Origin of the sequence: Paenibacillus sp. FSL F4-0243 (assembly GCF_037963295.1) — a bacterium.
Taxonomy (GTDB): domain Bacteria; phylum Bacillota; class Bacilli; order Paenibacillales; family Paenibacillaceae; genus Paenibacillus_AQ.
The window spans coordinates 856,345-868,862 of sequence record NZ_CP150151.1; the positions used below are offsets into that span (position 1 = coordinate 856,345).

Genomic DNA, 12,518 nt, shown 5'->3' on the forward strand with positions numbered 1-12,518 from the left:
CTACTCTAGTCGTGCAAAACGTTGTTCTGTTTTATTAAGATGCTTCACCCGTTCTTCTAAGCTGCGATCTGACATCCCGGCATAATTATACCAACGGAGGTTCTTCCGTATTCCCATTTTGCGGAAGGTTCCTCTGAACAGAATTTTGGTGATGGGGTTGCCAAAAATCCAGCGATAAAAGAAGTCGGGCGTGTTCATTACGGTCAGCAGTGACACTCCTTTAAGATTCGTGAGCAAGCATTTGAAGGGCCTTCCAGGTTTAATTTCCTCGTAGACAATACCTTTTGCGAATACCTTATCAAGAAAGCCTTTGGTGAGAGCGGGCATGGCCTCCCACCAAATGGGGAATAGGAAGACGATATGATCTGCTGCCATAAGCCGCTGCTGATAATTGGCGACTAGGGGGTCGGTGGTTTTCTTTTGTCGCCAAGCAGCAAGTTCTTCGCGCGACATGACTGGATCAAATCCATCGGCATGCAGATCGATAAGATCAATCGTATGGCCTTTAGTGTTAAGACCTCGCATTACGGAGGCTAATAAGGCTGCGGAATAGCTTCGCTGATGTGGGATATTCTCGGACGCTGATGCTCCATATGGATGATCAAAAATAATTAAGACATTCATATAAATACCTTCTCTTCTTTTTATTGTTTCCTAGAAATAAAATATTAACTATGGAAACAATAATACGTTTTAAGTTTCCTTGTTGTCAATATTATTTCTAGGAAACTTTATTTATGAGCTGTGTCTTGTTAAAATGAGCATAAGATGAATTTACGAGGAGACTTAACAGTGACGCATTCTTTCGAGAACTTACCTAATAAGGATATTATGATAAAAAAATTGATAGATATGATTCCCCAATTACAAAAGCGATTTCAATCGGAGGATGATGAAGAGAAGGCGTGGTTGATTCAGAACTGTAGTAATCCTCTTATCATTGATTTCCTCCAAGACTCCACAGTCATGATGCTGCATGTAATCGATGCAATTGGACAGCTTGAGCCGGTGAATGGCACTACCATTTCGAAGCATTTCGGAATTCCGAAAGGTAGCGTGTCCAAAATCACTAGAAAATTAGTTCTGCAGCAAATTATTCGCACGGAGTTTCTCCCCGATAATAAAAAAGAAGTGCTGTTTCTTACAACACCTCTTGGAAAAGAAATATTCGATTTGCATCAAGCACTACATAAGGAGATGAATAAAGGGATAAATCGGTTTCTACAGAGATATAACACAGATGAATTGTTATTTCTGAACCAAGCGTTCGAGGATACTTTAGAAGCATCATGGGTTCATCCGGAATCGGTTGCTGAAGAAGTACCATTAAATGCTGGAGAATCTCATGAGGCAATGGAAATCGATGAAATGAGTCAAATCGTAGATATGCTTAACCAACTTGATACACGCAATCTTAAGAAAGCTAAGGCCATTCTTCAAGATGTGTTTTTTACCACTTTTGAGTAGCTTTATAATTTCTGATAGTGGCTTAAGAGTTGCTCTAGCTTATCCTGAATCATTTGTTTCAAGCCTTCAGGCTTCACCGCTCTAACATATTGACCATAACGCATGAAATAATTAGCTAGAAATTCTTCTTCGCCTGGATTATAGAATCCTTTTATGACTGTTTTCGGGCCAGCTTCTATTTTCATAGAGGGGTAATGCTCTTTATAAAAAATATCTTTGGCTTGCTCCGCAATCTCAATTTCAAAGTGAATACTGTTCTCGGATTGATAAAATTCTAAGGAACGACTAAGAAGTTCTTCAATAGAATAACGAGCTTTGCTTTCCTCTTCTTCAATGAAGGTTATTCGATCACATCTAAACACCCTATATGTATTCGTATTTAACTCTATTCCAGTAGCATACCATTGACCAAACTTCGCGGAAATTCTGAAGAATTGTACAGGGTAGCTTTTTGTCTGGTTATTTTTTGTGTATTCAATGTTACAGGCACATTCATTTAGAATACTTGCCAGGATTTTATCTAAAAAACGACTGACATGCTTATGCTGATACATTTCGAATTGTAGAACTTTTTTCATTTTATGAATCTGGTTGATTTGTGTACTCGATAGACAGTGCTCGAACTTTTCGTTTAGCTTATTAACACTTAAATGAAAAGGTGTAGATTGATAAGATTCTAGCGTCAGCATAGCAAAGTACAGTGCATAGACTTCATCTATCGTGAAAATAATAGGGGATAACAATCTATTTTTCAAAATACCATAACGTCCGTGTCTTCCATGTTCCGCGAAAATAGGCATACCCAATTGTTCTAATGAAGTAACATCACGTAGCGCTGTGCTTTTTGAAATATTGTATTTCTCCATAAGGTCACTTAGATTGAAAAACTCTCGCCCGTTTAAGTATCTCATCATGTCATTTAATCGTTCTGATTTCTTCATATAAAAAGCTCCTTATTAAGGTGTCATGTTTTGATACCTTTATATATGATAATAAGTTTAAGATCACATATCAAATATACGAAGGAGATTTACACTATGAGTACAACACTAGAAGTAGCTATTTTCTTATCGATGAAGGGAAGAGCCAAGGAAGCTATAGAATTTTACAAAAAGCATTTTGATGCAGAGGAATTGTTACGTGTTACCTATCAACAACTAGCAGAACGTGACAGCTCCATACAGCTTACGGATGAAAATAAGGATTATATTACTCACTCTGTCCTGTTAATCGGAAAAACAAAAATAATGATAGCAGAAGATACAATGAATACGAATGAGAAATATACAGTGGGTAATAACACTTCATTATGTATTCAAAGTGCTGACCTAGAGGAAATTGAACGCTTCTATAGTAGCTTAATCACGGATGAGCGCGTGAAAATTATTGCTCCTTTATCTAGTAATGTGTTTAGTAAAGCCTACGGTATCATTGAAGATCCCTTTGGTATTCAAATTCAAATCATGTTTGATGAAAGATTACATTAACAACTTTGCTTCTAAAGTAAACCCAGTTCACTGTTTAGCTGATCATAATTCAGGGATTATCCTGATGTTGGTCGGCTTTTTTGTATGTATTGATGGCTATTTTTTATGAAAAACATTGAATTATTATGCATAAAGATGTATAGTGTTTTTTAATTAACGTTAATTAAGTAAGTAAGGGATGTGGAATGTCTTGACCAAAAACAAGTTGAAAGAAGTAGCGATGCGACTATTCGGAGAGAAGGGTTACGAGGGTACGGCTCTCTCTGAAATTACGAAGGAAGTTGGCGTGAAGACTCCGGCGATCTATGCCTTTTTTGAGAATAAAGAGGATTTGTTTATGACGGTCTTTCGTGAGGCTATGCAGTCCTATAACACTTATATTCAAGAGCTATCGGAAGAACAGAAAGTACTGAGTGCCCAGGAAAGTCTACGAGGCATATTGTCTAGACAGTATGAGTTCTATCAGAAGAGTCCTGAAGCAAGCAAAATTGTGCTGAGGTATGTGGTCTTCCCACCGGCATTCTTAAAGGAAACGATTGAGGAAGCATTCCTAGAGTCCGACGCGATGCTGACGAAGATCATTGAACAATTCATCTCAAAAGGGATGGAAGAGGGCGTAATTCGCGATCAATCCGTGCAGCTTCTCACAGATGCTTTTCTCAACTTGATGGATGGATTAAGCATGCAGTATTTCTATTACACTTCTAAGGGAATTTATGAGCGTAAGCTGAACCATGCGTTTGAAATGTATTGGAAGGGTGCGTCCTCATAGCGCTACAGAAGAAGATAACAACAAGGGGATGGGGAGAATGGCAGAAGTAAGTGAAGTAAAGGGGAACGAGCTTAGCTCGGGGGATTTTGAGAGAGAGCCGGTTCCAGCGCATTTGCGTAAAAAATGGCTATCTATGTCGCTCGTCTGGATCGCCATCGGGATTGACCTATCAGCGATGTTCTTGGGTGCTCAGCTTGGCAATGGAATGAATCTGACGGATTCACTCACAGCAACCATAATCGGTTCGTTAATCCTAGGGGTGATCGGAGCGTTATGTGCGTATGTAGGGGCGAAAACAGGGTTATCGACATCGATGATCTCTCGGTTTCTATTCGGAAATGTGGGTGCACGTGTCGTAGCGGTTATCCTCGGTATTTTCTCACTCGGTTGGTTTGGGGTGCAGGTCGGGTTCTTCGCTTCGAATATGCAGACTGCTTTTAGTCAATTATGGGATATTCATCTGTCCTTAGGGGTGCTTTCATTCATAGGTGGGCTTTTGATGATGTCGACAGCTATTTGGGGATATCAATCTATTGAACGACTAAGCACCTGGTCCGTACCATTGCTTATTTTGTTTATCGGAGTGGCTATTTATTCCGCGTTCCACACCAAAGGAGCTTCAGCCGTGTGGGAACCGATTAGCGGAGCAGCGATCCCGATGGGGACAGCGATCTCGCTTGTTATTGGTATCTTTATTGTCGGCACGGTGCTTTCACCGGATATCGCTCGTTGGGCGCGCACACCGAAGCATGCTATAACCGCGGCCTTTATTGGCTTTTTTGTGGGTAACAGCTTCATGACAATTGTAGCTATTTTCCTATCTCGAATTATGGACACAGATGATCTGACGAATATTTTCATTGCGCTAGGACTTGGGCTTCCAGCCATTATCGTCTTAACCCTTGCCCAATGGACGACAAACACGAACAATTTATATTCTGCTTCGCTAGGGTTCTCTGTCGTGTTCCAAAAGGTTCCGAAAAAGCTAATTACTATTGTGGCAGGTATCTTTGCTACGTTGCTTGCCGTACTTGGCATCTATGCTAAGTTTTTATCTTTCCTAAATATTATTACGGTGTTTGTCTCTCCAATCGGGGGGATCTACACGTCCGAATTTTTGCTTGTAGATCGAAAGAAATTCACTTTTGAAGGTCTGGATCGCAATAAGAACTGGGTGATTCGCTCCTTAGCGGTGTGGGTTGCAGCTACGTTGTTCGCTTTTATGACAACCGCAGCGCCAGATGGATTTGGATGGTTCCAAATCACGAGCGTACCGGCATTAGATGCGTTTATGTTCGCCTTTATCGTGCAGTGGATTGTCGGCAAAATCATGACTAAGAAGGGATAACATCATGAGAAATCACAAACTAACAGAATTAAATGAACAAGCGGTGCAATACATTGCTGTTGGTGCAGCCGTTCTTGGAACAGGCGGGGGCGGTGACCCGCATATTGGTAAATTGATGGCGATGGAAGCCATTCGCAAATATGGTCCTGTTCGTTTATTAAGTCCTGAGGATCTGGAGGACGATGCATTGGTTGTTCCTATATCCATGATTGGCGCACCTACGGTTATGAATGAGAAGATTCCTTCGATTCAGCAAATGATCAAGCCTTTGGATATGATTGAGAAAGAGCTTGGACGCAAGGTGAGCGCCATTATGCCGATTGAGGTCGGTGGCGGTAACTCTCTGGTTCCCGTAATTACGGCTGCGGAACGCAATATTCCTATCGTAGATGCGGATGCCATGGGACGGGCTTTTCCAGAATCGCAAATGGTGACGTTCTACTTGGACGGTGTTGACTGCAGTCCGATTACGATGGCAGATGAACGCGGCAACGGTGTGCTTATGCATGCGATCGACGGTGTTTGGGAAGAGCGGATGGCGCGTGCGGTTACGATTCAAATGGGTGGATCAGCTTCGATTTGTGATTATCCGGTAACTGGAGCGCAGGTAAAGCAAAGTGCAATCCCACATACCTTGACGCTTGCGTATGAAATCGGAAAAACATTGTTCGAGTCCAAGGAATTGAAGCAGAATCCAATTGAAATGCTGCTGAAGCAGCTGAATGGATATGCGTTGTTCCAGGGTAAGGCAGTAGACATTCGCCGTCGTACAGAAGGCGGATTTACACGCGGTGAAGCGATCTTCGAAGGTACAGATGCTAAAAAGGGACGTACGATGACTTTGTTCTTCCAGAATGAGTTCCTTCTTGCCACAGAAGATGGACATTCAATTGCTATTACTCCTGACCTGATCTCTGTGCTTGACCAGGATACCGGTATGCCAATCACGACTGAGAATTTGAAATACGGTGCCCGGGTGAGTGTGGTTGGTTTCCCTTGTGATCCGAAATGGCGTTCACCAAAGGGCCTCGAGACGGTAGGTCCACAATATTTTGGCTATGATGCACCTTATGTTCCAATTGAACAATTGGCAGCAGAGAAAGGGGGAGCAGAGTAATGTCTCATACGAATGTAGACAACATGGAAGAAATATACCGCATTGGGATTGATGTCGGCGGGACAAATACAGATGCAGCCTTGCTCGACTCCAAGCTAAACACCATTCATACGATAAAAGTGCATACCACACGTGATGTGAATGAAGGCATTACTGAATCCATCCGTCGTTTGTTAGCAGAGAGTAGTGTGAATCCGGCGCAGATTCGTTATGCAATGCTCGGAACTACGCACTGTACGAATGCTATTGTGGAGCGCAAGCACTTGGGGAAAGTCGGCTTGATTCGAATCGGGGCACCGGCAACAACTGCGGTTCCTCCACTTGCGGATTGGGACGATACACTTAAGGCAACGGTTTGCCCACATGCTTATGTTGTTCATGGTGGATATGAGTATGATGGCCGCACGATTGTTGAAATGGATGAAGAAGAGATGCTAGACTGCTTTTTGAAAATGAAGGGTGAAGTCGAAGCGGTTGCGATCTGTGGTGTGTTCTCCCCAGTGAATACCTCGCAGGAGAAACGTGTCGAAGAACTTGCGAAGCAAGTACTTGGCGCAGATATGCCTGTGACGTTGTCTCATGAGATTGGAAGTATTGGATTGCTCGAGCGTGAGAACGCGTCGTTGCTGAACGGCGCATTACTTAACGTTATTGCTGGAGTCGTAAAGGGCTTCGAAGAGGCGCTTCACACTTATGGAATTGACGCGAGCCTATACATCTGTCAGAACGATGGAACACTGATGTACAGTGAATATGCGCTTCGTTACCCGATTCTGACGATTGCTTGCGGTCCGACGAATTCCATTCGGGGTGCGGCACACTTGTCAGGTCTGAATGATGCACTTGTTGTTGATATTGGTGGCACCACGACAGATATCGGCGTCTTGATGCAAGGCTTCCCGCGTCAATCATCCGCTGCGGTTGAGATTGGCGGCATTCGCACGAACTTCCGCATGCCGGATATCTTATCGATCGGGATCGGCGGCGGTACAATCGTTCGCTTAGATGAAACGCAGGATCAGGTAACAGTGGGTCCGGATAGCGTGGGGTACGAGCTATTGAAGCGCGGCCTCATCTTTGGTGGTGATACGCTCACAGCAACCGATGTGGCGGTGAAGCTTAATCGATACGAGTGGAAAGATGCGCAGACAGAGGTACTTGATGAATCGATCTGCAAGAGAGCAGATGAGATCATTACGCGGGATATCGAGGAAGCGATTGATCGGATGAAGACAAGCTCAGATCCTGTTGACGTCATTTTGGTCGGTGGCGGAAGTATTCTTGTGGCAGACAAGCTTGAAGGTGTATCACGGATTGTGAGACCGGATCACTATGATGCTGCGAATGCGATTGGCGCTGCGTTAGGTGAGGTGAGCGGGGAGACAGAGCGCATTTATTCCCTGGACGAAATGTCTTATGATGAAGCTAAGGAAGATGCCCGCAGCCATGCAATAGAGCAAGCTGTTCTAGCCGGTGCAGATCGCAATACCGTTCAGATCGTATTGTCTGAGGATATTCCGATTGCATACTTGCCGGGCAATGCCTTGCTGGTAAAAGTAAAAGCGGCTGGACGTTTATAAGATGATTATGGATCTGCCTTGAGGAGTGAACTCTTCGAGGCGGATCTTTTTGTCTTTATAATTGTATTACCAAGAAAGAAAGGGGATTTAGAATAGCTGTCGAAGTGGGTTATGTACATATTTTAACGATGGGAGAGAGGACAATGAAAGTGATTAGCACATTAGAAATCGTAGATGTACAGACTGGGGAACGTACTGTGCTCCGCTCATTTGATTATTTAATCGAGGCACCCAATTGGACTAGCGATGGTAAGCGTCTTATTTATAATAGTCGAGGTTGTCTCTATTCGTTCGACATCGCAACCTGTGAGCTTGTTCAAATTGACTCGGGGTTTGCTGCGGAATGTAATAACGATCATGTTCTGTCTTTTGACAACACTAAGATTGCAATTAGTCACCATACGAAAGAAGATGGTAAATCTCGTATATATATTCTTCCCATGGAGGGTGGCGAACCGGTTCTAGTTACACCGAATGCTCCAAGTTATTTACATGGTTGGTCTCCAAACGGTGCTGAGTTAGCTTACTGTGCAGAGCGCAATGGTCAGTATGATATTTATACCATTCCAGTAGACGGGGGAGTAGAGATACAACTGACGGATTCGCCTGGGCTGGATGATGGGCCTGAATATTCACCAGATGGGGGACATATATGGTTCAACTCGGTGCGTACAGGGCTGATGCAGATATGGCGAATGAATGCCGATGGCGCTGAGCAAACACAGATGACTTTTGATGAGAGCAATAACTGGTTCCCGCATGTATCGCCAGATGGTCAGACGATTGCCTACCTGAGTTACCGTAAAGGAGATGTAGATCCTGGCGATCACCCTGCGAATAAGGATGTTGAGATTCGATTGATGGCAAGCACGGGAGGAGATCATCGCACACTAGTACAATTGTTTGGAGGACAAGGTACGATTAACGTGAATTCGTGGTCTCCGGATAGTAAGCGCTTGGCGTTTGTAAGTTATGTGGTGGAGGAATAGGAATAAAATACCGATAGAAATTATAGTATTTTTATTTATATATAAATGGGGGAAAAGTTGGATGAAGAGGATTTTTAGTGTTTTGCTAATTGTATTACTGGTTATACCAGCGCTCGGCACTACAACCTTTGCGAGCAGTACGGTGAAGGCTAAGGTAACCGAGAGCAGTACATATTTTGACGGAGAACAAAGGGATCTGAACGGATTCAATATCTCGAACAACAATTATTTCCGGCTGCGCGATGTAGCGGAGTATTTCTCGGGAACAGCCAGTCAATTTGATATCACTTGGAATAAAGCAAACAATGCGATAGAGATCATAACCGGGCAAGCCTATACTCCCGAAAAGAAAGCTAGCAGCAACTATTATAGTCGCAATAGAAATTATTCAGCTACGCTGTCGACCTCTAAAGTGCTAGTGAACGGACAGCTACAGTCGATTACGGCGTACAATATTGACGAGAATAACTATGTTCAGTTGCGAGATTTGGCGGTGAAAATTCCATTCGATATCGAATATGACGTTCAGTCTGATCGCATATCCTTGTTCTCAAAAGTTCCAGATCATGCTTACCGGGTAAAGACGGCGGTGAAAACCGAAAGTAACGCTGTATCTTCTTATTTTCCCAGATGGAAAAGTACGGCCACTTCCTATCTCGTGAATAATAATGACGGGACTGTAAGTGTCCTTGAGGCGAATAAGGAAGTTACGATTGAATCATATAATGAGAAGTTTGAACTAACTGGAAATAAGAGTATCCCTTTTGAGCTTCCGATATTTGGTGGTTTCTATAGTGGGGAGAAGTATAACTATATTGCTTTTGGACAAGAGAATCGCGAAGAGAATGATAGCAAAGAAGTGATTCGTATTGTCCGTTATGATAAAAGCTTTAATAGAGTAGATAGTGTCTCCATTAAGGGTGGCGAGAGTTATACGGTTAGCCCTTTTGATTCTGGCTCTGGTAGTATGGCCGAGGCTGGTGATACGCTTGTATTCCACACTTCACGTACAAGATACACGACAGAAGATAAACTAAATCATCAATCGCAGCTGACCATTATCGTGAATACCCAAACAATGACCGTGACGAATGATCTGGGAAGATTCCAGAAGAATCATGTCAGCCACTCTTTTGATCAATATGTATTGTTTGATGGTGCTACGCATGTTCTAGTGGATCATGGTGATGCCTATCCTCGTTCGATTGTGCTGAATAAAGGAAATGGAACCAGCTATAACGAGGTAGACCTGTTTAATATTCCCGGCAAAATCGGTGCGAACACCACAGGCGTTTCTATAGGCGGATTTGAGATGTCTTCGGCGAACTATATTGTCGCTATGAATACGATTGACCATTCGCTTGTCAAAGAATATACGTCTTATGAGATGGTGGGACTGGAGAAGGATCAGAGAGATATCGTTCTTAGTGTTCTACCAAAAGCCAACCTGTCTAGCACAGCAGTGAACCACATCACCTTGGCTAAATATGTTGGTACGAACCAGATCGCTTCCATTCCTAAACTAGTAAAAATCACAGACGACAAAATGATGGTGCTGTGGCAGGAGTTTGATAAAGAGAATCATCCGGGTGACCTGAAATATGTTCTTATAGATGGAGCGGGTGCAACCACTGGCGGTATCCAAACGATTAAGAACTTTGTACTATCAGAAAGCAGCCCTATTGTTAGCGGCGACAAAATTGTATGGTATACCAACAACAAAGGATCCCGACTGTTTTATTCTATTCCATTAAATTAAATTACCAGCAAAAGGTTATCCCGTTAATGCCTACATGAGGTATTACGGATAACCTTTTTTTCTACCAAACTCATATGCCGTTTCCCTATCGATATGCTCGTTTACAAAGAGGTGCTAACATTTGTACCCCTGATCATCTAACAAAAAGACACCCGTGTACGCCTCAGACTTCTCACTCCAACAATATGACGCCCCATCGCTAACACCTGTCTGTTTCGTAATTCTGACGCCTTGGATAAACTGAAAGCGCATACTTCCTTTGGAAAGGAGTCCAACGATATGAACTTTAATCTTAACACGGTACCCTTCAGCCGAAGAGGCACCTTTCTGGCTATTTCTGAACTACCTGAATCGGATGTCAGGGCGGAGGGACTTTACTTACGGACCGTGCGTGGTGGGGATGATAAATTTGGTGAAGCTTTTCAAATTGAACTGCTGGACGAGAGTAATCAGTATATTCCGTACGTGGCTAAGGCAGAGCCTGCACTGCTTCGTTTGAATACGGATACCGACAATATCTATGCGGAGATCTGTATCACAGATGGCCGTACGGTCCGTTTCAAGAGCAGAGGATGTGGCATCCGCCTAACCTTCCGTACCTCAGCCTACGATTATGCTTATGAACATAGCGCAGGCAGTTGGGAAGTAAACAGCTTCACCCATGAATGCCGGTTCATGCTCACCCGGTTAACCGGGGCTCTCCGGATGGAGGTACCTTGGGACAAAATCAAAAGTTCCCGCATTGTGGCGGAGTTCATCCCTGAAGCGGGTACGGAAATTGCCGAGTTCGCGGTGGAAGAATTCCGCACGGTATGGGAACGGCGTGATGCCTGGACACCATGGGAGGAAGCGGTACTAGCGGTGCAACAGGAATATGACCAGTGGCTGGGTGCCAGCTTGACCGTTCCCGAACGCTGGCAAGACGGCCGTGAACTGGCGGCTTATATTACCTGGTCCTGTCTGGTTCCCGCGGAAGGATGTTTGACCCGGCCAGCAATGTATATGTCGAAGAACTGGATGACGAATATTTGGAGCTGGGATCACTGCTTCAATGCGATGGCTCTGGTCAGACATCACCCGGAGCTGGCCTGGGACCAGTTTATGATTTTCTTCGACCGCCAGGATGAGAGTGGCCTGATTCCGGACTTTATCAACGACAAGTACGAGCTTTGGAACTGCAACAAACCGCCTATTCATGGCTGGACGCTGGCCTGGATGATGCAGCGGACGGATTATATTAAGGAATCCCATCTTCGTGAAGTGTATGGGCCCTTGAGCAAGTGGACGAACTGGTGGTTCTATTACCGGGATAACGACAAGGACGGTATACCACAGTACAATCATGGAAACGATTCGGGTTGGGACAACAGTACCGCCTTTAATAACGGGATTCCGGTGGAGAGCCCAGATCTGGCAGCATTTTTAATCTTGCAGATTGAACTGCTTGCCGAAATTGCCGGGCTTCTGGGGCTTACCGACGAAAGCACCGCATGGAGACGATTAGGCGAGGAGACCCTGGAGAAAATGCTGCGTCATTTCTGGAAGGATGGAAGGTTCACCGCTTGTCGTTCTGGAACTCACGAAGCATCCGACGGCGACAGCCTACTGCTCTTCGTGCCCATTCTGCTTGGCAAGCGGCTGCCGGAGCCAATCCTGCGCGCACTGCTGGATGGCCTGCGGGATGAGAGCCGCTTCTTGACGCCGAACGGCTGGGCTACAGAGAGTGTGAAGAGCCCTTACTACACGCCGGATGGCTATTGGCGGGGCCCGATTTGGGCGCCATCAACCATGTTGCTCGTGGAAGGTGTGGCCGCGGCGGGGGATGTTGAACTGGCAAGCGAGGTAGCCCGCCGATTCTGCAATATGCTAAACAAGAGTGGCATGGCCGAGAACTTTGATGCCCTGACGGGTCAAGGGCTTCGCGACAGGGCGTTTACTTGGACCTCAAGTGTCTTCTTAATCCTAGGGCACGAGTATACAACTTAAAAACATACGGGCA

The 12,518-nt window shown here is 44.5% G+C and carries 11 protein-coding genes; 9 read left to right on the forward strand and 2 right to left on the reverse strand.

The window, feature by feature from the left end; translation table 11 throughout:
* A complete protein-coding gene (locus tag NSS87_RS03745) occupies nucleotides 1-624 on the reverse strand; it encodes an NAD(P)H-dependent oxidoreductase (protein ID WP_339244873.1) in 624 nt (207 codons plus the stop codon).
* Nucleotides 625-792: 168 nt separating this feature from the next.
* Between NSS87_RS03745 and NSS87_RS03750 the strand changes: the two genes are divergently transcribed.
* Nucleotides 793-1,467: a MarR family transcriptional regulator gene (locus tag NSS87_RS03750; RefSeq protein WP_339244876.1), complete on the forward strand. Its 675-nt coding sequence runs from the start codon at nucleotides 793-795 to the stop codon at nucleotides 1,465-1,467.
* A 2-nt stretch (nucleotides 1,468-1,469) separates the two neighbouring features.
* On the opposite strand, the gene NSS87_RS03755 is transcribed toward NSS87_RS03750, so the two are convergent.
* Nucleotides 1,470-2,408 (reverse strand): YafY family protein, encoded by a 939-nt coding sequence (locus NSS87_RS03755; RefSeq protein ID WP_339244878.1) that lies wholly within the window; start codon nucleotides 2,406-2,408, stop codon nucleotides 1,470-1,472.
* Between the two features lie 96 nt (nucleotides 2,409-2,504).
* Between NSS87_RS03755 and NSS87_RS03760 the strand changes: the two genes are divergently transcribed.
* The 8 genes from NSS87_RS03760 (at nucleotide 2,505) to NSS87_RS03795 (ending at nucleotide 12,505) form a co-directional block, all read left to right on the forward strand.
* Entirely contained in the window at nucleotides 2,505-2,954 is a 450-nt protein-coding gene (locus NSS87_RS03760) for a VOC family protein (protein WP_339244879.1), read from the forward strand.
* Between the two features lie 190 nt (nucleotides 2,955-3,144).
* The gene (locus NSS87_RS03765) at nucleotides 3,145-3,726 is read left to right on the forward strand and encodes a TetR/AcrR family transcriptional regulator (RefSeq protein WP_042184917.1); all 582 of its coding nucleotides are present in this window, start codon (nucleotides 3,145-3,147) and stop codon (nucleotides 3,724-3,726) included.
* A 37-nt stretch (nucleotides 3,727-3,763) separates the two neighbouring features.
* Nucleotides 3,764-5,074, forward strand: a complete 1,311-nt coding sequence (locus NSS87_RS03770) for a cytosine permease (protein WP_339244883.1) — start codon at nucleotides 3,764-3,766, stop codon at nucleotides 5,072-5,074.
* A 1-nt stretch (nucleotide 5,075) separates the two neighbouring features.
* Nucleotides 5,076-6,191, forward strand: coding sequence for a DUF917 domain-containing protein (locus NSS87_RS03775; RefSeq protein ID WP_339248420.1), 1,116 nt, complete (start codon nucleotides 5,076-5,078; stop codon nucleotides 6,189-6,191).
* Nucleotides 6,191-7,771, forward strand: coding sequence for a hydantoinase/oxoprolinase family protein (locus NSS87_RS03780; protein WP_339244885.1), 1,581 nt, complete (start codon nucleotides 6,191-6,193; stop codon nucleotides 7,769-7,771). The genes NSS87_RS03775 and NSS87_RS03780 overlap by 1 nt, the downstream gene beginning before the upstream one ends.
* A 143-nt stretch (nucleotides 7,772-7,914) precedes the next feature.
* A complete protein-coding gene (locus NSS87_RS03785) occupies nucleotides 7,915-8,760 on the forward strand; it encodes a transporter (protein ID WP_339244887.1) in 846 nt (281 codons plus the stop codon).
* Nucleotides 8,761-8,821: 61 nt separating this feature from the next.
* Nucleotides 8,822-10,519 (forward strand): hypothetical protein, encoded by a 1,698-nt coding sequence (locus tag NSS87_RS03790; protein ID WP_339244889.1) that lies wholly within the window; start codon nucleotides 8,822-8,824, stop codon nucleotides 10,517-10,519.
* Nucleotides 10,520-10,798: 279 nt separating this feature from the next.
* The gene (locus NSS87_RS03795) at nucleotides 10,799-12,505 is read left to right on the forward strand and encodes a trehalase family glycosidase (protein ID WP_339244891.1); all 1,707 of its coding nucleotides are present in this window, start codon (nucleotides 10,799-10,801) and stop codon (nucleotides 12,503-12,505) included.
* Nucleotides 12,506-12,518: the final 13 nt, after the last annotated feature.

Bases quoted from the DNA above. Each gene is read 5' to 3' on its own strand.
- NSS87_RS03745 (WP_339244873.1), bottom strand. From the start codon at position 624: ATGAATGTCTTAATTATTTTTGATCATCCATATGGAGCATCAGCGTCC.
- NSS87_RS03755 (WP_339244878.1), bottom strand. From the start codon at position 2,408: ATGAAGAAATCAGAACGATTAAATGACATGATGAGATACTTAAACGGG.
- NSS87_RS03760 (WP_339244879.1), top strand. From the start codon at position 2,505: ATGAGTACAACACTAGAAGTAGCTATTTTCTTATCGATGAAGGGAAGA.
- NSS87_RS03770 (WP_339244883.1), top strand. From the start codon at position 3,764: ATGGCAGAAGTAAGTGAAGTAAAGGGGAACGAGCTTAGCTCGGGGGAT.
- NSS87_RS03780 (WP_339244885.1), top strand. From the start codon at position 6,191: ATGTCTCATACGAATGTAGACAACATGGAAGAAATATACCGCATTGGG.
- NSS87_RS03785 (WP_339244887.1), top strand. From the start codon at position 7,915: ATGAAAGTGATTAGCACATTAGAAATCGTAGATGTACAGACTGGGGAA.
- NSS87_RS03790 (WP_339244889.1), top strand. From the start codon at position 8,822: ATGAAGAGGATTTTTAGTGTTTTGCTAATTGTATTACTGGTTATACCA.
- NSS87_RS03795 (WP_339244891.1), top strand. From the start codon at position 10,799: ATGAACTTTAATCTTAACACGGTACCCTTCAGCCGAAGAGGCACCTTT.